The sequence below is a fragment of the Vibrio sp. 10N.247.310.23 genome, from assembly GCF_041467155.1.
Lineage (GTDB): Bacteria > Pseudomonadota > Gammaproteobacteria > Enterobacterales > Vibrionaceae > Vibrio > Vibrio crassostreae_C.
The window spans coordinates 157,177-176,452 of the sequence record NZ_JBFSTZ010000004.1; the positions used below are offsets into that span (position 1 = coordinate 157,177).

The 19,276-nt window shown below is 45.2% G+C and carries 34 protein-coding genes; 27 read left to right on the forward strand and 7 right to left on the reverse strand.

Translation table 11 applies throughout. The annotated features are described in order from the left end of the window. Window positions 1-14 precede the first annotated feature (14 nt). The 26 genes from rplD to rplQ all read left to right on the forward strand — a co-directional run bounded on the left by rplD (window position 15) and on the right by rplQ (window position 12,693). Window positions 15-617, forward strand: a complete 603-nt coding sequence (gene rplD / locus AB6D93_RS04465) for a 50S ribosomal protein L4 (RefSeq protein ID WP_004738803.1) — start codon at window positions 15-17, stop codon at window positions 615-617. Continuing rightward, on the forward strand, window positions 614-916 hold the full coding sequence (rplW, locus tag AB6D93_RS04470) for a 50S ribosomal protein L23 (RefSeq protein ID WP_004736765.1): 303 nt from the start codon (window positions 614-616) through the stop codon (window positions 914-916). Before rplD ends, rplW begins: the two co-directional genes overlap by 4 nt. A 14-nt stretch (window positions 917-930) precedes the next feature. Continuing rightward, a complete protein-coding gene (gene rplB, locus AB6D93_RS04475; protein ID WP_010435149.1) occupies window positions 931-1,755 on the forward strand; it encodes a 50S ribosomal protein L2 in 825 nt (274 codons plus the stop codon). Window positions 1,756-1,774: 19 nt separating this feature from the next. Further along, window positions 1,775-2,053: a 30S ribosomal protein S19 gene (rpsS, locus tag AB6D93_RS04480; protein ID WP_004736729.1), complete on the forward strand. Its 279-nt coding sequence runs from the start codon at window positions 1,775-1,777 to the stop codon at window positions 2,051-2,053. Between the two features lie 10 nt (window positions 2,054-2,063). Continuing rightward, window positions 2,064-2,396, forward strand: a complete 333-nt coding sequence (gene rplV, locus AB6D93_RS04485) for a 50S ribosomal protein L22 (RefSeq protein WP_004736732.1) — start codon at window positions 2,064-2,066, stop codon at window positions 2,394-2,396. Window positions 2,397-2,414: 18 nt separating this feature from the next. Next, window positions 2,415-3,113, forward strand: coding sequence for a 30S ribosomal protein S3 (rpsC, locus tag AB6D93_RS04490; RefSeq protein WP_004736734.1), 699 nt, complete (start codon window positions 2,415-2,417; stop codon window positions 3,111-3,113). A gap of 11 nt (window positions 3,114-3,124) precedes the next feature. Beyond that, window positions 3,125-3,535: a 50S ribosomal protein L16 gene (gene rplP / locus AB6D93_RS04495; RefSeq protein WP_004736736.1), complete on the forward strand. Its 411-nt coding sequence runs from the start codon at window positions 3,125-3,127 to the stop codon at window positions 3,533-3,535. Continuing rightward, window positions 3,535-3,726 (forward strand): 50S ribosomal protein L29, encoded by a 192-nt coding sequence (gene rpmC, locus AB6D93_RS04500; RefSeq protein ID WP_004736737.1) that lies wholly within the window; start codon window positions 3,535-3,537, stop codon window positions 3,724-3,726. The genes rplP and rpmC overlap by 1 nt, the downstream gene beginning before the upstream one ends. Next, entirely contained in the window at window positions 3,726-3,980 is a 255-nt protein-coding gene (gene rpsQ / locus AB6D93_RS04505; RefSeq protein WP_004736739.1) for a 30S ribosomal protein S17, read from the forward strand. Before rpmC ends, rpsQ begins: the two co-directional genes overlap by 1 nt. Window positions 3,981-4,142: 162 nt before the next feature. After that, entirely contained in the window at window positions 4,143-4,514 is a 372-nt protein-coding gene (gene rplN / locus AB6D93_RS04510) for a 50S ribosomal protein L14 (protein WP_004736740.1), read from the forward strand. Window positions 4,515-4,525: 11 nt separating this feature from the next. Continuing rightward, the gene (gene rplX, locus AB6D93_RS04515) at window positions 4,526-4,843 is read left to right on the forward strand and encodes a 50S ribosomal protein L24 (RefSeq protein ID WP_004738792.1); all 318 of its coding nucleotides are present in this window, start codon (window positions 4,526-4,528) and stop codon (window positions 4,841-4,843) included. Window positions 4,844-4,867: 24 nt separating this feature from the next. After that, complete coding sequence (rplE, locus tag AB6D93_RS04520; protein WP_004738790.1) at window positions 4,868-5,407, forward strand: 50S ribosomal protein L5; 540 nt, start codon at window positions 4,868-4,870, stop codon at window positions 5,405-5,407. 16 nt (window positions 5,408-5,423) lie between these two features. After that, complete coding sequence (rpsN, locus tag AB6D93_RS04525; RefSeq protein WP_004738789.1) at window positions 5,424-5,729, forward strand: 30S ribosomal protein S14; 306 nt, start codon at window positions 5,424-5,426, stop codon at window positions 5,727-5,729. Between the two features lie 29 nt (window positions 5,730-5,758). Continuing rightward, on the forward strand, window positions 5,759-6,151 hold the full coding sequence (gene rpsH / locus AB6D93_RS04530; protein WP_017061309.1) for a 30S ribosomal protein S8: 393 nt from the start codon (window positions 5,759-5,761) through the stop codon (window positions 6,149-6,151). 10 nt (window positions 6,152-6,161) lie between these two features. Further along, window positions 6,162-6,695, forward strand: coding sequence for a 50S ribosomal protein L6 (gene rplF / locus AB6D93_RS04535; RefSeq protein ID WP_017063712.1), 534 nt, complete (start codon window positions 6,162-6,164; stop codon window positions 6,693-6,695). Window positions 6,696-6,704: 9 nt separating this feature from the next. Then, on the forward strand, window positions 6,705-7,058 hold the full coding sequence (gene rplR / locus AB6D93_RS04540) for a 50S ribosomal protein L18 (protein ID WP_004738784.1): 354 nt from the start codon (window positions 6,705-6,707) through the stop codon (window positions 7,056-7,058). A gap of 14 nt (window positions 7,059-7,072) precedes the next feature. Next, entirely contained in the window at window positions 7,073-7,573 is a 501-nt protein-coding gene (gene rpsE / locus AB6D93_RS04545; RefSeq protein ID WP_017061307.1) for a 30S ribosomal protein S5, read from the forward strand. A gap of 7 nt (window positions 7,574-7,580) precedes the next feature. Beyond that, window positions 7,581-7,757 carry a 50S ribosomal protein L30 gene (rpmD, locus tag AB6D93_RS04550; RefSeq protein ID WP_004736756.1) on the forward strand — a complete coding sequence of 59 codons (177 nt, stop codon included), beginning with the start codon at window positions 7,581-7,583 and terminating at the stop codon, window positions 7,755-7,757. A gap of 5 nt (window positions 7,758-7,762) precedes the next feature. Next, window positions 7,763-8,197, forward strand: coding sequence for a 50S ribosomal protein L15 (gene rplO / locus AB6D93_RS04555; RefSeq protein WP_004736758.1), 435 nt, complete (start codon window positions 7,763-7,765; stop codon window positions 8,195-8,197). 20 nt (window positions 8,198-8,217) lie between these two features. Further along, entirely contained in the window at window positions 8,218-9,552 is a 1,335-nt protein-coding gene (gene secY / locus AB6D93_RS04560) for a preprotein translocase subunit SecY (protein ID WP_004738781.1), read from the forward strand. 41 nt (window positions 9,553-9,593) lie between these two features. Beyond that, on the forward strand, window positions 9,594-9,707 hold the full coding sequence (gene rpmJ, locus AB6D93_RS04565; protein WP_000868186.1) for a 50S ribosomal protein L36: 114 nt from the start codon (window positions 9,594-9,596) through the stop codon (window positions 9,705-9,707). Between the two features lie 148 nt (window positions 9,708-9,855). Beyond that, window positions 9,856-10,212: a 30S ribosomal protein S13 gene (gene rpsM, locus AB6D93_RS04570; RefSeq protein ID WP_004738779.1), complete on the forward strand. Its 357-nt coding sequence runs from the start codon at window positions 9,856-9,858 to the stop codon at window positions 10,210-10,212. A 19-nt stretch (window positions 10,213-10,231) separates the two neighbouring features. Beyond that, a complete protein-coding gene (rpsK, locus tag AB6D93_RS04575; protein ID WP_004738778.1) occupies window positions 10,232-10,621 on the forward strand; it encodes a 30S ribosomal protein S11 in 390 nt (129 codons plus the stop codon). A gap of 31 nt (window positions 10,622-10,652) precedes the next feature. Next, window positions 10,653-11,273: a 30S ribosomal protein S4 gene (gene rpsD / locus AB6D93_RS04580; RefSeq protein ID WP_004738777.1), complete on the forward strand. Its 621-nt coding sequence runs from the start codon at window positions 10,653-10,655 to the stop codon at window positions 11,271-11,273. Between the two features lie 22 nt (window positions 11,274-11,295). Further along, window positions 11,296-12,288, forward strand: a complete 993-nt coding sequence (locus tag AB6D93_RS04585; protein ID WP_004729813.1) for a DNA-directed RNA polymerase subunit alpha — start codon at window positions 11,296-11,298, stop codon at window positions 12,286-12,288. A 24-nt stretch (window positions 12,289-12,312) separates the two neighbouring features. Then, entirely contained in the window at window positions 12,313-12,693 is a 381-nt protein-coding gene (gene rplQ, locus AB6D93_RS04590) for a 50S ribosomal protein L17 (RefSeq protein WP_004729812.1), read from the forward strand. Between the two features lie 265 nt (window positions 12,694-12,958). On the opposite strand, the gene AB6D93_RS04595 is transcribed toward rplQ, so the two are convergent. Both AB6D93_RS04595 and AB6D93_RS04600 read right to left on the reverse strand, forming a co-directional pair. Then, window positions 12,959-13,453 (reverse strand): DUF2780 domain-containing protein, encoded by a 495-nt coding sequence (locus tag AB6D93_RS04595; protein ID WP_017058875.1) that lies wholly within the window; start codon window positions 13,451-13,453, stop codon window positions 12,959-12,961. 134 nt (window positions 13,454-13,587) lie between these two features. Further along, window positions 13,588-14,208: an FKBP-type peptidyl-prolyl cis-trans isomerase gene (locus AB6D93_RS04600; protein WP_017078817.1), complete on the reverse strand. Its 621-nt coding sequence runs from the start codon at window positions 14,206-14,208 to the stop codon at window positions 13,588-13,590. A 213-nt stretch (window positions 14,209-14,421) separates the two neighbouring features. Here AB6D93_RS04600 and AB6D93_RS04605 point away from each other — a divergent pair, with 213 nt between their 5' ends. Further along, entirely contained in the window at window positions 14,422-15,006 is a 585-nt protein-coding gene (locus AB6D93_RS04605) for a LysM-like peptidoglycan-binding domain-containing protein (RefSeq protein ID WP_017068022.1), read from the forward strand. Between the two features lie 59 nt (window positions 15,007-15,065). Here the strand turns inward: AB6D93_RS04605 and AB6D93_RS04610 are convergent, their stop codons facing one another. The 5 genes from AB6D93_RS04610 to AB6D93_RS04630 all read right to left on the reverse strand — a co-directional run bounded on the left by AB6D93_RS04610 (window position 15,066) and on the right by AB6D93_RS04630 (window position 19,266). Beyond that, window positions 15,066-15,914, reverse strand: coding sequence for a DMT family transporter (locus AB6D93_RS04610; protein WP_102333015.1), 849 nt, complete (start codon window positions 15,912-15,914; stop codon window positions 15,066-15,068). Beyond that, window positions 15,914-16,366 carry a GNAT family N-acetyltransferase gene (locus AB6D93_RS04615; RefSeq protein ID WP_017068023.1) on the reverse strand — a complete coding sequence of 151 codons (453 nt, stop codon included), beginning with the start codon at window positions 16,364-16,366 and terminating at the stop codon, window positions 15,914-15,916. Before AB6D93_RS04615 ends, AB6D93_RS04610 begins: the two co-directional genes overlap by 1 nt. Before the next feature lie 57 nt (window positions 16,367-16,423). After that, window positions 16,424-16,990, reverse strand: coding sequence for a Crp/Fnr family transcriptional regulator (locus AB6D93_RS04620; protein ID WP_102333016.1), 567 nt, complete (start codon window positions 16,988-16,990; stop codon window positions 16,424-16,426). Between the two features lie 71 nt (window positions 16,991-17,061). Continuing rightward, complete coding sequence (locus AB6D93_RS04625) at window positions 17,062-18,816, reverse strand: lysophospholipid acyltransferase family protein (RefSeq protein ID WP_102333017.1); 1,755 nt, start codon at window positions 18,814-18,816, stop codon at window positions 17,062-17,064. A 12-nt stretch (window positions 18,817-18,828) separates the two neighbouring features. Continuing rightward, the gene (locus AB6D93_RS04630) at window positions 18,829-19,266 is read right to left on the reverse strand and encodes a YHS domain-containing (seleno)protein (protein WP_102333018.1); all 438 of its coding nucleotides are present in this window, start codon (window positions 19,264-19,266) and stop codon (window positions 18,829-18,831) included. Window positions 19,267-19,276 lie beyond the last annotated feature (10 nt).

The window sequence follows — 19,276 nt, forward strand, 5'->3', positions numbered from 1 at the left end:
TCTAGGAGTAAGTAATGGAATTGATGGTTAAAGGTGCTGATGCACTAACTGTTTCCGAGACTACTTTCGGACGTGACTTCAACGAAGCTCTTGTACACCAAGTAGTTGTTGCATATGCAGCAGGTGCTCGTCAAGGTACTCGTGCTCAAAAGACTCGTTCTGAAGTATCTGGCGGTGGCGCTAAGCCATGGCGTCAAAAAGGTACTGGCCGCGCACGTGCTGGTACAATTCGTAGCCCAATCTGGCGTACAGGTGGTGTTACTTTTGCTGCGAAACCACAAGATCACAGCCAAAAAGTAAACAAAAAAATGTACCGCGGTGCTATGAAGAGCATTCTTTCTGAGCTAGTTCGTCAAGAGCGTTTAATCGTTGTTGATAACTTCTCTGTAGAAGCACCAAAAACAAAAGAACTTGTAGCTAAGCTTAAAGAGCTTGAGCTAAGCGACGTTCTGATTGTGACTGGCGAAGTAGATGAAAATCTATTCTTAGCTGCTCGTAACCTATACAAAGTAGATGCACGTGATGTTGCTGGTGTTGATCCAGTATCACTAATCGCTTTCGACAAGGTTCTAATGACTGCTGACGCAGTTAAGCAAGTTGAGGAGATGCTAGCATGATCACTGAAGAGCGTATCTTAAAAGTTCTACGTGCTCCGCACATCTCTGAAAAAGCAACTATGGCAGCTGAGAAAGCGAACACTATCGTTTTCAAAGTAGCTAAAGATGCAACTAAGAAAGAGATCAAAGCAGCTGTAGAAAAGCTATTTGAAGTTGAAGTTAAGTCTGTAAATACTCTTGTATTAAAGGGTAAGACCAAACGTCAAGGTATGCGTGAAGGCCGTCGTTCAGACGTTAAGAAAGCCTACGTTACTTTGAAAGAAGGTCAAGATCTTGACTTCGTTGGCGGCGCGGAATAACAGGAGTAGTAAAAATGGCTATTGTTAAATGTAAGCCGACTTCCCCTGGTCGTCGTCACGTCGTTAAAGTTGTTAACGCTGACCTACACAAGGGTAAGCCATACGCACCACTTCTAGAGAAAAACTCTAAGAACGGTGGTCGTAACAACAACGGTCGTATTACAGTACGTCACATCGGTGGTGGTCATAAGCACCATTACCGTGTAATTGACTTCAAACGTACTAAAGATGGCATCCCAGCGAAAGTTGAGCGTCTAGAATACGATCCAAACCGTAGTGCTAACATCGCTCTAGTTCTGTACGCAGACGGTGAGCGTCGTTACATCATTGCACCTAAAGGTGTTAACGCAGGCGACCAGATTCAATCTGGCGTAGATGCTGCAATCAAAGCAGGTAACACTCTGCCGATGCGCAACATCCCAGTAGGTTCTACTGTACACTGTGTTGAACTTAAGCCTGGTAAAGGTGCTCAACTAGCTCGTTCGGCTGGTGCTTATGCTCAAATCATCGCTCGCGATGGTGCATACGTAACTATCCGTCTACGTTCTGGTGAGATGCGCAAAGTTCTTTCTGAAGGTCGTGCAACGATCGGTGAAGTTGGAAACTCTGAGCATATGCTACGTGAACTTGGTAAAGCTGGTGCTTCACGCTGGCGCGGCGTACGTCCAACCGTACGTGGTGTAGTAATGAACCCGGTGGATCACCCACATGGTGGTGGTGAAGGCCGCACATCTGGTGGTCGTCACCCAGTTTCTCCTTGGGGCGTTCCTACTAAGGGCTTCAAGACTCGTAAGAACAAGCGCACTGACAAGTACATCGTACGTCGTCGCACTAAATAATTTATAAAGAGGAATCGCCATGCCACGTTCTCTCAAGAAAGGTCCTTTTATTGACCTACACTTGCTGAAGAAGGTAGAGAAAGCGGTGGAAAGCGGAGACAAAAAGCCTATTAAGACTTGGTCCCGTCGCTCAATGATCATCCCAACAATGATTGGTTTGACCATCGCTGTCCATAATGGTCGTCAGCACGTTCCAGTTTTCGTTACCGAAGAAATGATCGGTCACAAACTGGGCGAATTTGCACCAACTCGTACTTATCGCGGTCATGCTGCAGATAAGAAAGCTAAGAAGAAATAAGGAGTAGATGATGGAAGCTTTAGCTAAACATAACTTTGCTCGTATTTCTCCACAGAAAGCTCGCTTAGTTGCAGACCAAATTCGCGGTAAGTCGGTAGACCAAGCTCTAGAAATTCTAACTTTCAGCAACAAAAAAGCTGCTGTATTAGTTAAGAAGGTTCTTGAGTCAGCTATCGCTAACGCGGAACATAACGAAGGTGCAGATATCGACGATCTAAATGTCGCTAAAATCTTCGTAGATGAGGGCCCTATCATGAAGCGTATTATGCCTCGTGCTAAAGGTCGTGCGGATCGTATCTTGAAGCGTTCAAGCCACATCACTATTGTTGTAGCAGATCGCTAAAGACTAGGAGAGTAAGCAATGGGTCAGAAAGTACATCCTAATGGTATTCGTCTTGGCATCGTTAAGCCTTGGAATGCTACATGGTTTGCTAATACCAACGAATTCGCTGACAACCTAGACGGCGACTTCAAGGTACGTCAGTTCCTTACAAAGGAACTACAAAAAGCATCATTATCTCGTATCGTTATCGAGCGTCCAGCTAAGAGCATCCGTGTGACTATTCACACTGCTCGTCCTGGCGTTGTTATCGGTAAGAAAGGTGAAGACGTAGAGAAGCTACGCGCAGCTGTAGCTAAAATCGCAGGTGTACCAGCGCAAATTAACATCGCTGAAGTACGTAAGCCTGAGCTAGATGGTCAGCTTGTAGCTGATAGCATCGCGTCTCAACTAGAGCGTCGTGTTATGTTCCGTCGTGCAATGAAGCGTGCGGTACAAAATGCTATGCGTCTAGGCGCTAAAGGCATCAAAGTACAAGTAGGCGGCCGTCTTGGCGGTGCTGAAATCGCACGTTCTGAGTGGTACCGTGAAGGCCGTGTGCCTCTACACACTCTACGTGCAGACATTGATTACGCAACTTCTTCGGCTCACACTCAATACGGTGTGATCGGCATTAAAGTTTGGATCTTCAAAGGTGAGATTCTAGGCGGTATGCCAGCTGCTAACGCAGTAGAGCCAAAAGGCGATAAGCCTAAGAAGCAGCGTAAAGGCCGTAAGTAAGGAGTCGAACGATGCTACAACCAAAACGTACTAAGTTCCGCAAGGTTATGACTGGTCGTAACCGTGGTCTAGCTAAAGGTACTGAAGTAAGCTTCGGCGAATTCGGTCTTAAAGCTGTTGGCCGTGGTCGTCTGACTGCACGTCAAATCGAAGCGGCACGTCGTGCTATGACACGTCACATTAAGCGTCAAGGTCAAATCTGGATTCGTGTATTCCCAGACAAGCCAATTACTGAAAAGCCTCTTGAAGTTCGTCAAGGTAAAGGTAAAGGTTCAGTTGCGTACTGGGTTGCTCAAATCCAACCAGGCAAAGTTATGTACGAGATGAATGGCGTACCTGAAGAGTTGGCACGTGAAGCGTTCCGCCTAGCGGCACGTAAACTGCCTGTTAAAACTACTTTTGTAACTAAGCAGGTGATGTGATGAAAGCACAAGATCTACGCGAAAAGAACGTTGAAGAGCTTAACGCTGAGCTATTGAATTTGCTACGTGAACAGTTCAACTTGCGCATGCAAGCTGCAACTGGTCAACTTCAGCAAACTCATACTCTAAAAGCTGTACGCCGTGACATCGCACGTGTGAAAACTGTTTTGACTGAAAAGGCAGGCGCATAATGAGCGAAACTAACCGCATCCAGCAAGGCCGTGTAGTAAGCGACAAGATGGACAAGTCTATCGTTGTTGCTATTGAACGCACTGTAAAACACCCAATTTACGGTAAGTTCATCAAACGCACGACTAAAGTACACGCACACGACGAAGACAACACTTGTGGCCTAGGCGACAAAGTTGAAATCGCTGAGTGTCGTCCTCTGTCTAAGACTAAGTCTTGGACATTGGTTAAAGTTCTAGAAAAAGCGAAGATTTAATCTTTGTAATTCTATAACTTATAAGCGGCTCCAAATTATTTTTTGGAGCCGCTTGTTTTTTGTCTACCCAATTTAAAAAAAGGGTGGTACAATTCGCGTCCCTTTTAAAGAGGCAGCCCGACCCGAGAGGGTCTAGTTTTAATATTTAGCGGAGCACTAACAATGATCCAGATGCAAAGTACACTTGACGCAGCAGATAACTCTGGCGCGCGCAAGGTAATGTGTATTAAGGTTCTGGGTGGCTCTCACCGCCGTTATGCACATATCGGTGACGTCATCAAGGTTACAGTGAAGGAAGCGATTCCTCGCGGTAAAGTAAAGAAAGGTGATGTTCTGAAGGCGGTAGTAGTGCGCACCCGTAAAGGCGTTCGTCGCCCAGACGGTTCTGTCATTCGCTTCGACAGTAATGCTTGTGTATTGTTAAATGACACTACTGAGCAACCAGTCGGCACACGTATCTTTGGTCCTGTGACTCGTGAACTTCGTAACGCGAAATTCATGAAGATTGTATCACTAGCACCTGAAGTTCTGTAAGGAGCGGCAATATGGCAGCTAAAATCCGTCGTAATGACGAAGTAATCATTCTTGCTGGTAAAGATAAAGGCAAGAAAGGTAAAGTAACTAAGGTTCTGACAACTGGTAAAGTTATCGTTGAAGGCATCAACCTTGTTAAGAAACACCAAAAGCCGGTTCCGGCTCTAGGTCAACAAGGTGGCATCGTTGAACAAGAAGCAGCTATTGATGCTTCTAACGTTGCTGTTTTTAACGCGGCTACTGGTAAAGCAGACCGTATCGGTTTCCGTATCGAAGATGGCAAGAAAGTTCGTTTCTTCAAATCTAACGGCGAAACTGTTTCTAACTAATTAGAAGTAATTTGGAGTTCTACTATGGCGAAACTGCATGATTACTACAAGTCGTCTGTAGTCGCTGAGCTTACCAAAGAGTTCAGCTACACAAGCGTCATGCAAGTCCCTAGGATTGAGAAAATCACCCTAAATATGGGCGTTGGTGAAGCAATCAACGATAAGAAACTGCTAGAAAACGCAGCAGCTGATATGGCAACGATCTCTGGTCAAAAGCCACTTATCACTAAAGCGCGTAAATCTGTAGCTGGTTTCAAAATTCGTGAAGGCTACCCAATTGGTTGTAAAGTAACCTTGCGTGGTGAGCGCATGTGGGAATTTTTAGAGCGTTTAATCTCTATCGCACTTCCACGTGTACGTGATTTCCGTGGTGTTAGCGCTAAGTCTTTTGACGGTCGCGGTAACTACAGCATGGGCGTTCGCGAGCAAATCATCTTTCCGGAAATCGACTACGATAAAGTCGATCGTGTCCGCGGTCTTGATATCACTATCACGACTTCTGCGGGTTCCGATGAGGAAGGCCGAGCTCTGCTGGCTGCCTTTAACTTCCCATTCCGTAAGTAAGGGTAGGGTTACTGTTATGGCTAAACAATCAATGAAAGCACGTGAAGCTAAACGTGCAAAACTAGTAGCTAAGTTCGCTGAAAAGCGTTCTGCGCTAAAAGTTATCATTAGCGATGTAAACGCATCTGAAGAAGATCGTTGGAATGCGGTTCTTAAACTGCAATCTCTTCCACGTGATTCAAGTGCATCACGTCAGCGCAACCGTTGCAACCAAACTGGTCGTCCACACGGTTACCTACGTAAATTCGGTCTAAGCCGCATTAAGGTTCGTGAAGCTTGCATGAAAGGCGAGATTCCGGGTCTTCGTAAGGCTAGCTGGTAATTGCCACTTAATCATTTGGAGTAAATCTTATGAGCATGCAAGATCCGATTTCGGATATGCTGACCCGAGTTCGTAACGGTCAGGCAGCAAACAAAGTTGCTGTAAAAATGCCTTCTTCAAAGCTTAAAGTTGCAATTGCTGCATTACTTAAAGCTGAAGGTTACATCGTAGACTTCGCTGTTAACAGCGAAGCAAAACCTGAGCTAGAAGTTACTCTTAAGTACTTCCAAGCTAAACCTGTAATCGAGCAAATCAAGCGTGTATCACGTCCTGGTCTAAGAGTTTATAAAAATAAAGACTCTTTACCTACAGTGATGGGTGGTCTTGGTATTGCAGTTGTTTCTACTTCCAAGGGTCTGATGTCTGACCGTGCTGCTCGTAAAGCAGGTCTTGGCGGTGAAATCATCTGTTACGTAGCTTAAGGAGTAGATTATGTCTCGTGTTGCTAAAGCACCTGTCGCTATTCCAGCTGGCGTAGAGGTGAAACTAAACGGCCAAGAAGTTACTGTAAAAGGTAGCAAAGGTGAGCTTACTCGCGTTCTTAACAGCGCCGTAGTTATTGCACAGGAAGAAACCAACCTAACTTTCGGTCCGAAAGAAGGTGTTACTAACGCATGGGCACAAGCTGGTACAGCTCGCGCTCTAGTTAATAACATGGTTGTGGGTGTTACTGAGGGCTTCACTAAGAAGCTAACTCTTAAGGGTGTTGGTTACCGTGCTGCTATGAAAGGCAACTCTGTAGCTCTAACTCTTGGTTTTTCTCACCCAGTAGAGCACGCTCTACCTGAAGGTATTAAAGCTGAGTGCCCTAGCCAAACTGAGATCATCATTACTGGTTGCGATAAGCAAGTAGTAGGTCAAGTTGCGGCTGACATTCGTTCTTACCGTGCTCCTGAGCCTTATAAAGGCAAAGGTGTTCGTTACGCAGATGAAAATGTGCGTACTAAAGAAGCTAAGAAGAAGTAAGGTATCACTATGGATAAGAAAGCATCTCGCATCCGTCGTGCTACACGTGCACGTCGTAAGATTGCAGAACTTGGTGCAACTCGCCTGGTAGTACACCGTACTCCTCGCCATGTTTACGCACAAGTTATCGCGGCAAACGGCTCTGAGGTTATCGCAGCTGCTTCTACTGTAGAAAAAGCGATCCGTGAGCAAGTTAAGAACACTGGTAACGTTGATGCAGCTAAAGCAGTTGGTAAAGCTGTTGCTGAGCGCGCTCTTGAAAAAGGCGTAGCTTCAGTTGCATTTGATCGTTCTGGTTTCCAATACCACGGTCGAGTAGCGGCGCTAGCAGAATCTGCTCGCGAAGCTGGTCTGAAATTCTAAGGTAGGGTTGGAAGATGGCTAAAGAACAACAACAAGCTAATGATTTGCAAGAAAAGCTGATCGCAGTTAACCGTGTATCTAAGACGGTTAAAGGTGGTCGAATCATGAGCTTTACTGCACTAACAGTAGTTGGTGACGGTAACGGTCGCGTAGGTTTCGGTTACGGCAAAGCTCGTGAAGTACCTGCTGCGATTCAAAAAGCAATGGAAAAAGCGCGCCGTAACATGGTTACAGTATCGCTTAACGAAGGCACTCTTCACCACCCGGTGAAAGGTCGTCATTCGGGCTCTAAAGTTTACATGCAGCCAGCTGCAGAAGGTACAGGTGTTATTGCCGGCGGTGCAATGCGTGCTGTACTTGAAGTTGCGGGCGTACATAACGTACTTTCTAAAGCATACGGTTCAACGAACCCGATCAACATCGTTCGTGCAACGATTGGTGCTCTAGTAGACGTTAAGTCACCAGAAATGGTTGCTGCTAAACGTGGTCTAACTGTTGAATCTATTTCGGAGTAAGCACACGATGGCAACTATTAAAGTAACTCAAACTAAAAGCTCAATTGGTCGCCTACCTAAGCACAAAGCGTGTCTTAAAGGTCTAGGTCTTCGTCGCATCAACCATACAGTAGAACTTGAAGATACACCGTGCGTACGCGGTATGATCAACAAGGTTTACTACATGGTTAAGATTGAGGAGTAATCAGAATGCGTTTGAATACTCTATCACCGGCTGCTGGCTCTAAACCTTCTAAGAAGCGTGTAGGTCGTGGTATCGGTTCTGGCCTTGGTAAAACAGGTGGCCGCGGTCACAAAGGTCAAAAGTCACGTTCTGGCGGCTCTGTTCGTCCAGGTTTTGAAGGCGGTCAAATGCCTCTAAAACAACGTCTACCTAAATTCGGTTTCACTTCTCGTAAGAGCCTAGTGTCTGCTGAAGTTCGTCTAGCTGAGCTAGCGAAAGTAACAGGTGACGTAGTTGATCTTAACAGCCTTAAAGCTGCTAACGTTATCACTAAGAACATCGAGTTTGTTAAGATCGTTCTTTCTGGTGACCTAAGCAAAGCTGTGACTGTTAAAGGTCTACGCGTGACTAAAGGCGCTAAAGCTGCAATCGAAGCTGCAGGCGGTAAAATCGAGGAATAATCTCGAGGAACGAGGTACAGATGGCTAAGAAACCAGGACAAGATTTTCGTAGTGCTCAGAGCGGCTTAAGTGAACTAAAGTCGCGCTTATTATTCGTAATTGGTGCACTTTTAGTATTCCGAGCCGGCTCTTTTGTGCCGATCCCTGGTATTGACGCAGCTGTACTTGCCGATTTGTTCGATCAGCAAAAAGGTACCATCGTAGAAATGTTTAACATGTTCTCCGGTGGTGCTCTTGAGCGTGCATCTATATTAGCATTGGGTATCATGCCGTACATTTCGGCATCGATCGTAGTCCAATTGCTAACTGTAGTTCATCCAGCGTTAGCGGAACTCAAGAAAGAGGGTGAAGCAGGCCGTCGTAAGATAAGCCAATATACACGCTACGGCACGCTTGTACTTGCAACATTCCAAGCTATTGGTATCGCAACAGGCTTACCAAACATGGTCGACAATCTGGTTGTTATCAACCAAACCATGTTTACGCTTATTGCTACCGTGAGTTTAGTAACTGGTACCATGTTCTTAATGTGGTTAGGTGAACAAATCACTGAGCGAGGAATCGGTAATGGTATTTCCATTCTGATTTTTGCAGGTATTGTTGCTGGATTGCCTTCTGCAATCGGTCAAACAATCGAGCAAGCGCGTCAAGGTGAATTGCATGTGCTTCTTCTGCTGTTGATTGCTGTATTGTCTTTTGCTGTTATTTACTTCGTAGTTTTCATGGAACGTGGTCAACGTCGTATCGTCGTTAACTATGCGAAACGTCAACAAGGTCGTAAAGTTTTTGCAGCACAAAGCTCTCACTTGCCTCTTAAGATTAATATGGCAGGTGTTATTCCAGCGATTTTCGCATCAAGTATTATTTTGTTCCCAGGAACATTAGCGCAGTGGTTTGGTCAAAATGGTGAAAGCAGCGCGTTCGGTTGGTTAACTGACGTGTCATTAGCTCTTAGCCCAGGTCAACCTTTGTATGTAATGCTTTATGCAGCAGCTATAATCTTCTTCTGTTTCTTCTATACAGCGTTGGTGTTTAACCCACGTGAAACAGCTGATAACTTGAAGAAGTCTGGTGCATTCGTACCCGGTATCCGCCCAGGTGAGCAGACAGCGAAATATATCGATAAAGTGATGACTAGACTAACCCTTGCGGGCGCTCTATACATTACTTTTATATGTCTGATTCCTGAGTTCATGATGGTCGCGTGGAACGTTCGTTTCTACTTTGGCGGCACATCACTACTAATCGTAGTGGTAGTTATCATGGATTTCATGGCACAGGTACAGACTCATCTGATGTCACAACAGTATGATTCTGTGTTAAAGAAAGCGAATCTGAAGGGTTACGGCCGTTAATTCGGTGGTAACAATTTCGATTCCATTTACGGAGTTTAGCAATGAAAGTTCGTGCTTCCGTTAAAAAAATCTGCCGTAACTGTAAAGTTATCAAGCGTAACGGTGTCGTTCGCGTGATTTGCAGTGAGCCAAAGCATAAGCAACGCCAAGGCTAATTAGCAGAAATTTTTACTTGAAATACAAGGTAGAGTCGAGTATATTCCTCGGCCTACCTTTTGCGTGCAAAAGAAGTAGTATGCCGCAGCGTATCCATAACGGGCTTTGCTGCGGATAATTCTTTTATGAACCCCTTAGGAGTGAATAATGGCCCGTATAGCCGGCATTAACATTCCTGATCATAAGCATTCTGTAATTGCACTTACTGCAATCTACGGTATCGGTAAAACTCGCTCTCAAGCTATTCTAGCTGAAGTGGGTATTGCTGAAGATGCTAAGATCAGTGAACTAACTGAAGAGCAGATCGATCAACTGCGTGATGGTGTAGCTAAGTACACTGTAGAAGGTGATCTACGTCGTGAAGTATCGATGAACATCAAGCGTCTTATGGACCTTGGCTGTTACCGCGGTCTTCGTCATCGTCGCAGTCTACCACTACGTGGACAGCGTACTAAAACCAACGCTCGCACCCGTAAGGGTCCGCGCAAGCCGATCAAGAAATAGTCGGATAAGGTAGAGTACAATGGCAAAACAACCAACTCGCGCGCGTAAGCGCGTACGCAAGCAAGTAGCTGATGGCGTAGCGCACATTCATGCTTCTTTCAACAACACAATCGTAACTATCACTGACCGTCAAGGCAACGCTCTTGCATGGGCTACAGCAGGTGGTTCAGGTTTCCGTGGTTCTCGTAAATCTACTCCGTTCGCAGCACAAGTTGCAGCTGAGCGTTGTGGTGAAATGGCTAAAGAATATGGCCTAAAGAACTTGGAAGTTATGGTTAAGGGTCCAGGTCCAGGTCGCGAATCTACTGTTCGTGCACTGAACGCTGCTGGTTTCCGTATCACTAACATTGTTGATGCGACACCAATCCCTCATAACGGTTGTCGTCCACCTAAGAAACGTCGCGTTTAAGTTTCGTTTCTAGGAATATTGGAGAAAGATCATGGCAAGATATTTGGGTCCTAAGCTTAAGCTTAGCCGTCGCGAAGGTACTGACTTATTCCTTAAGTCTGGTGTCCGTGCGATCGATACCAAGTGTAAAATTGATAACGCACCAGGTGTACACGGCGCTCGTCGCGGTCGTCTATCTGAGTATGGCGTTCAGCTTCGTGAGAAGCAAAAAGTTCGTCGTATCTACGGCGTTCTAGAAAAACAATTCCGCAACTACTACAAAGAAGCTGCACGTCTTAAAGGCAACACAGGTGCAAACCTGCTTCAGCTTCTTGAAGGTCGTCTTGATAACGTAGTTTACCGTATGGGCTTTGGCGCTACTCGTGCTGAATCTCGTCAACTAGTTAGCCACAAGTCTATTCTAGTTAACGGTAAAGTTGTAAACGTTCCTTCTTTCAAAGTAGCGGCAAACGACGTTGTTTCTATCCGCGAGAAAGCTAAACAGCAATCTCGTATTAAAGCGGCTCTAGAAGTTGCTGAACAACGTGAAAAGCCAACTTGGATTGAAGTAGATGCTGGCAAAATGGAAGGTACATTCAAGCGTATGCCTGAGCGTTCTGACCTATCAGCTGACATCAATGAACACTTGATCGTCGAACTTTACTCTAAGTAAGGTTAAAAAAAGAGAGGACACAATGCAGGGTTCTGTAACAGAATTTCTTAAGCCGCGTCTTGTTGACATTGAACAGATCAATACGACACACGCGAAAGTAACTCTTGAGCCATTAGAGCGCGGTTTCGGCCACACTCTAGGTAATGCTCTTCGCCGCATTCTTCTATCTTCTATGCCGGGTTGTGCCGTAACAGAAGTTGAAATTGAAGGTGTGCTACACGAATACAGCACTAAAGAAGGCGTTCAGGAAGATATCCTGGAAATCCTTCTAAACCTTAAAGGTTTGGCTGTACGCGTTGCTGAAGGCAAAGATGAAGTGTTTATTACACTGAACAAATCAGGCTCAGGCCCTGTTGTTGCAGGTGACATCACCCACGATGGTGATGTAGAGATCGCTAACCCTGAGCACGTAATTTGTCACCTAACGGATGACAACGCTGAGATCGCTATGCGTATCAAAGTAGAACGTGGTCGTGGTTACGTTCCAGCTTCAGCTCGTATCCATACTGAAGAAGATGAGCGTCCTATCGGTCGTCTACTAGTTGACGCTACTTACAGCCCGGTTGATAAAATCGCTTACGCTGTAGAAGCGGCACGTGTAGAACAACGTACTGATTTAGACAAGCTTGTTATCGATATGGAAACGAACGGTACTCTAGAACCTGAGGAAGCAATCCGTCGTGCAGCTACTATTTTAGCTGAACAATTGGATGCGTTCGTAGATCTTCGTGATGTACGTGTACCTGAGGAGAAGGAAGAGAAGCCAGAATTCGATCCTATCCTACTACGTCCTGTAGACGATCTTGAACTAACAGTTCGCTCTGCTAACTGTTTGAAAGCAGAAGCGATTCACTACATCGGTGATCTTGTACAGCGCACTGAGGTTGAGCTACTTAAAACGCCAAACCTTGGTAAGAAATCTCTTACAGAGATTAAAGATGTGCTTGCTTCACGTGGTCTTTCTCTAGGCATGCGTCTAGAAAACTGGCCACCAGCGTCAATCGCTGAAGATTAATCGAAAAGTTAGAAGGATTAGGTCATGCGCCATCGTAAAAGTGGTCGTCAACTCAACCGCAACAGCAGTCATCGCAAAGCGATGTTCAGCAACATGGCTAGCTCTCTTGTTCGTCACGAAGTTATTAAAACTACCGTGCCTAAAGCAAAAGAACTACGTCGCGTAATTGAGCCATTGATTACCCTAGCTAAGACAGACAGTGTTGCTAACCGTCGTCTTGCATTTGCTCGCACTCGTGATAACGAAGTTGTGGCAAAACTATTTAATGAACTAGGCCCGCGTTTCGCGGCTCGCCAAGGTGGTTACACTCGCATTCTTAAATGTGGTTTCCGTACTGGTGATAAAGCTCCAATGGCTTACATTGAGCTTGTAGACCGCCCAGCTGCTGAAGAAGCTGCTGAGTAATCTATACTAGATTCTTAATACAAAAGCCGAGCATTAGCTCGGCTTTTTTGTGTCTGTAGAACAAGGAAAAGATAATAGAAATTGCACCATGATGTTTGGCACTTTTTGCTTGTCTTATCTGCTCCAATTTTCAAAAATGTCTCGTATCTCGTATCTCGTATCTCGTATCTCGTATCTCGTATCTCAAATATCTTTTCTTCCACGCACAAAAAAGAGCACCGAAGTGCCCTTATTAGATTTTAAGCTAGCTATTAATAACTAACGATTATTGCCATATAGCTGAAAGTGAATCCATCAGGCCGCTCGTTGCACCTTGTGACTGCAGTGCTTGAAGAATGATGGGTGCAAATGTTGTAACCATTGATGGATCCATACCTAATCCAGAAAACGCACTTTCAACGGCACCTTGTGAGCTTAGTAGCGATGATAGACCAGTAGACTCAAGGCTCGACATACCCGGAATAAGTGTCGCGAGTTCTTTGTTGTCGGCTGTGCCAAGAGAGTTTTGTGCAAGGGCCAACATTGAACCAATACCGCCAACTGCTTGGTCGCTGGTAACAGAAGCTTGGTCAGCTACCGTATCCACAAGTGGTGTTGTTTCGTTCTGCTGAGACCACATATTCACTGCTGCCATTAGTGCAGTTTGTGATAGTTGGGAATAGTTGGTATCTGATGATGAACTGGTTTGTTCAGAGTCGCTAGTGCTAGCGCAAGAGACAACAGCAAGGCTGCTTAAAACTGTGATGAGTACTTTCTTCATTATTCGTCCTTAAGTAATAAAGTAATTTACTCTTTCACTATAAACGAAAAACGGCGATGTAGTCACATCGCCGTTGGATTATTTCAATTTTATTTGCCAATAGTATTTTGTTTTACTAAAGGTTTTTATAAAAATTAAAGAATAGCTAGAAGTTCTACTTCAAATACTAGAGCAGCAAATGGTGGGATTGCAGCACCTGCGCCACGCTCACCGTATGCTAGATCTTGAGGGATGTATAGCTTCCACTTAGAGCCAACAGGCATCATTTGTAGAGCTTGTACCCAACCTTGAATTACGCCAGTTACTGGGAATTCAGCAGGTTGACCGCGAGATACAGAGCTGTCGAAAACAGTACCGTCAGTTAGTTCGCCGTGGTAGTGAACACGTACTTGCTTGTCTGCAGTAGGGATTTCGCCAGTACCTTCAGTTAGTACTTCGTACTGAAGACCAGACTCAAGAACTGTTACTTCTGAACGAAGAGCGTTGTCAGTTAGGAAAGCTTCGCCGTCAGCTGCTGCTGCTTTAGCTAGTTCTTGACGTGCAGCTTCACCACGAGTGTGTAGCTCTTGTAGTGCGTTGTTGATTTCGTCAACTTCGATAGCTGGCATGTCACCAACTAGAGCTGTTGCGATACCAGCAGCGATTGCGTCAACGTTTAGGCCTTCAAGACCAGAACCAGCAAGTTGTTGGCCCATTTGTAGACCGATACCGTAGCTAGCTTTTTGCTCTACAGTTTCAAATTTTACTTCAGACATGAAAAGTCACTCTTTTTGTCAGTACGAAAAGGGTAAGAATACCAGTATTAGCAGCGTGAAGAAACGGCTAGTCCCTGATCACTTGCGCTTTACCGTGCCCAAATCACAGCCATGTCAATTTTCTCGCTTTGGGCCTTGTTGTGACGGAAAGATCTATACTGTTGGTACTTTGGTTTTTATACTGTAGTTATTCAATGTATAGGACGCAGTGGTATGAATCGTCGTCAAAAGAAAAAACAGAAAGTTGACCACTTAGCAGAATTCAAGGATCGACTGAATCAGGTCAAAGAGAAATTGAGTTCGATCGATGTGAAGAAAATGAAAACCTCGACAGCGCAAACTTGGGGTTCATTGCCGAAGTTACACCAAAGACTGTTGATGGTGATTTCTCCGATCGTACTGATATTACTTTTTGTGCCGCTACCAGAACCTAAAGTAGACACAGCTCCAACAACATCGCGCGTTGAGCTTGAAATAAACACCGTCGGCTTAAGCGAACAGCAAAATGCCAAGAACAGCTCATTAGAACCGAGTAACAAAAATTGGCAGGAGTACCTTGTTAAGCAAGGGGATACGTTAGCGCAGGTTTTTCGAAACAACGATTTGCCATTGTCTGACTTGAATGCGTTAGTGCGAATTGAAGGTGCAGATAAGCCGCTCAGTCAGATTCGTAAAGGCCAGCTGGTTCGTTTCAAACTTGCTGAAACTGGGCAGTTGGACATTCTTCAGCTAGAGAAAGGCGACACTTCGGTGATGTTCTTCCGCTTATCCGATGGTGGCTTTGGTCGCAGTAAGTAGATGAATAGTGAGCCTGAGTTAAAGCGCTTCACCAGACACAGATAAACGATAGAAAAGAGCTAAGCATTAGCTCTTTTTTTTGGTCGCTTGAAAGGGGCGAGTGGCAAGATGATAAGCATGATTCCGATAAAGGTTAATGTATCCGGAATCTCATCGAACCATATTGCACCTATTAGCGCGACAAACACCAATCCTGAATACTCAGCCAAGGCAATTTGGCTAGAGTGTGCTTTTTGATAGGCAGCAACCGCAAGGCCGTTGTAACTTAAGATTAGCGTCGCACTCAGGGCTATGTATCCCAAATGCTCCACAGACACCGGCTGCCAGTATAAGAAGCACAGTACTAATGAGGCTGGAATAGAGAATAAGGTTGTCCACCACAGCGTAGTGACCACCGTTTGCTCACTAGGAAGCTTTCTTACGAGTACATTAAATAGTGCTAGGGTGAGTGCTGTCCCCAAAGCAAACAGTGCCGCCCAATGAAATTGTGATGGCCTCAAGACAATCAATGCACCAATAAAACCTATGGTTGTGCCGATCACCTTGCCGAGTGCCGGTTGCTCTTTCAATAGCAACATTGAGAGCGGCAACATCAGTAAAGGCGCGACATAAAATACTGCGTTGGCGGTTGCCAAAGACAAGTGAGTGATCGCGACCACCATGCACCCACTGCCGATCAGAATTAACTGACCTCGAATGAAGGTTACCTTAGCCTGCTGTAAGCACCGTTGTTCTTTTTTCTGCTGTAGCCACAAAGGGGTGATGATGAGCAGAGATATCAACTGTCGGAAAAAAATATACTGTAAGGGCGGTACTTCGCCATTTAACAGCTTTACCGCTACGTCGGAAAGCGAGGCAAACAAGTTACCTGCAACCAACAATAGAATACCGGCAGTGATATTCGTCATTATTTTTCTAATCTCATGTCTATATGAGGAATGTCATCTTCGAGGTACATATCCGAGATGGTGTTGAAGCCGTGGCTCGCATAGAAGTTTTCTAGGTGTTGCTGCGCGCCAATATCAATGGCCGTATTTGGCCAAAGAGCCTCGCAGCGTGTTAATGCTTCTTTTATTAATTGATGCCCCAAGCCATCACCTCTTGCTGATTGCTTGGTTGCGACTCGGCCGATGCTGGTGTTGTCGTAAGAGGTACCTGGTGGTAATAAACGTGCACACGCAACCAACTCATCATCAGAATAACCAAGCAGGTGCTCAACACCTGCGAGTGTATCTTTACCGTCGAGCTCTGGATAAGGACAAGTTTGCTCAACCACAAATACATCGACTCTTAATTTAAGTAGTTGATAAAGCTGTTGTGTTGAGAGTTCAGAAAAAGGAATTGAGTGCCAAGTGATCATGTTTACATCCAGAGATTATCGATGCCCTGAATGTACTATGCGTGATGATTGTTGGCATTAACTATTGTTAATTCGACCTTTAATTCTGCTCAGGCTGATTGCGGTGATTCCTAGATAAGCGGCAATTTGATTGTCATTTAAGCGCTGCTCAAGGTCGGGATAGTGCTCGCAGAACAGCTGATAACGTTGCTCTGGTGTATAGAGCAGCATGAAGCGTTCTTTGTTTTCCTTATGCATCAGTTGTGTTTCTAACAGCTTTAAATACAAAGGATTATTTGATGCACGCCACTCGATAACCGCATTCATTGGCAGCTCTAACATGGTGATGGGTGTCAGCGTTTCTAATAGGTAAGGAGAGGCTTGGTTCTTTATCAGACTCTCAAAGCCGATGATCCAATCTTGTTCCCAATAGAACTCTTTGCTGTATTGCTTACCATCATCAGTGAGGTAGCAGGCATGGCACAAGCCTTCAAGTACAAAGTAGATTGAACTCGCCATCTCACCTTGATTGATCAAGATGTGTCTGGTTGGCAGCTCAAGTGGCTTGGCGACAGCGAGTAGAGATTCAATCTGGCTTTCAGAGAAGTCGAAGCTTTGCAGTAGTTCGATAAAAGAGGTGTGCATGAAAATAACCTATCCCAAATAAGTGCCGAAATCATCGCACTTATTTGGAGAGAGGTACAGAGCAGGATAAATCAGAGGCGTGCGTGTTGCTCTAGGTAATCTTGAGCAAGTTCTCTGCCCATGTATTTACCCAGAGTCTTCAGTGGTACCTTTTTAAGGTTCACCACAATCAAGCCATCCAAGGCATCATTAAACGATGGGTCGACATTAAAACACACCAGTTTACCGTTCATCCCTAGATATTGGCGCAGCAGTACCGGCAGGCCTTTACCTTGCTCCATGCGTGCTAACACTTTAGAGAGCAGAGGCACACTCGCCAGTGAAGAGAGCAGGTGATTTTGCCAGAACACATGACTGCTGGTATTGAGTGGTGACGAAGGTGAAACCAAATTCGCCTTTTCCTCATCATAATGGTGGATTGATAACGTGGTCGCGATCAACAGACGCGCATTGTGGCTGTAATCATTGCTGATACTGACTGGGCCGAACAGATGGGTATATTGAGGGTGACGAGACACAAAGGTCGCAATGCCTTTCCACAATAGTAACAGTGAGTTCAGGCTCTTTTGGTAAGGTTTACTTACTACCGATCGCCCTAGTTCAATGCTGTTTTCTAACGTATCAATGAATTCTTGGTTGTAGTTAAACAGGCTACGAGAGTAAAGCTGATCAAGCCCGTGCTCTGCGATGAGTTTGTCGACCATACCGAGTCGATACGCCCCGACCAGTTCTGCCTTGGTTTTATTCCACACAAACAGTTGATGGTAGTAAAGGTCATACTCATCTAAATCACAGGCCAGCCCACTGCCTTCTCCGACTTCTCTAAAGCTTTCTTCTCTTACTCGACCAATCTCGCGCATTAAGTTAGGAATAGATTGGCTTGGTGTGCAGTAGACCTCAAAGTTCCCTTGCTCGAGCAGTTTCATCTCTTCAGGGAGTGAGTCTATCTCTATTGATAAGACTTCTGGTGGAATAGGCGCTATCACTTGGGTATCGAAAGAGGGCGCGTGGATTGGCGTGTTCGGACTATCTTGTTGACTCATTAGATAGGTATTAAGTCGTAGGTAGTTGACGATATCCATCTCTTTTTCAAACGATTTTATCTCTGAATACGGAATCGATGAGCCAATCGAGATAGAGATAGTTGTCGCTTGTTTATTAAGAAGTTCACGCCCGAGTAGAGCGGTTCTCAACAGTGGATGAACACGACCCGCTTGATAGAAAAGCTCACTGTTCTTGCCATTGATAAAGATAGGTACCGTGGTGGCTTGGTGACGTTTGACGAATTTCGCTACCGACTTGCTCCACTCGATGTCTGTCAGTGTTTTTGCCCCTTTACGGTAGCTTGATACTTCACCTGCTGGGAATACAATCAATAGTCCACCATCAGCCAAATGACGATTGGCATCTCGAATCGCTTTGGCATTGGTGCGTTTCGATTCTTTACTGTTAAAGACATCGACACCGATGAAAAGATCATCCAGTTCAGGCAGGCGCTTAAGTAACTCATTGGCCAGCACCTTCACATCCTTTCTTACTGATCCTACGAGATCGGCAAGGATCACGCCTTCGATGGCGCCAAGCGGGTGGTTCGCCACAATCACGACAGGCCCTTCTTCCGGGATGTTTTCCGTGCTTCCCGATGCAACCGAGTAGTCGATATTGAGCGCCGACAGAGTGTAATTCATGAATTCGAAGCTAGATAACTCGTTTTTACGATCTTGGTAGAGTCGGTCTAGCTTAGATAGCCCAGTTGCCCACTCGACAACAGACTCACCTAAACCAAAAGGCGTGTAACGTGGTAAACGAAAAGGACTATCAATCATAATGAAATTACCTTACTTAATCAGTTGCGGCCAAACTTTATCGGCTTGTTGAATATGCTGTGCTTGGTCTTGTTCCCAGCGCTGCTTAATCTCTTGGTCGTAGTTGAGGTAAAGCTTGTTATCAACAATCGTCCATTGATGTGGGTCACTCGGTGCAAAGTCGCTCTTCGCTGATACTGCCCAAGCGCAATAGCCACCATATTGAGGGGCATATTTTTCAGGATTATTAACAAATAAAGTCAGATTCTTTTCAGAAGAGAAATACCAATCCGCCCCTTTGTACTCAGTGCTGAATTTTTTACTGCCTTCAATGGGCTTACCGGAAGTGAAATAAGCCACGGTATCGTAGCCATCGAGTGCCTTACTGCTAAAGAAGCCGGTATAGATTTCATCGGCGGCAAATACGTACGGGCTAACAAGTAGCAGAACCATGGTGAATAGTTTTCTCATGATGGACTCC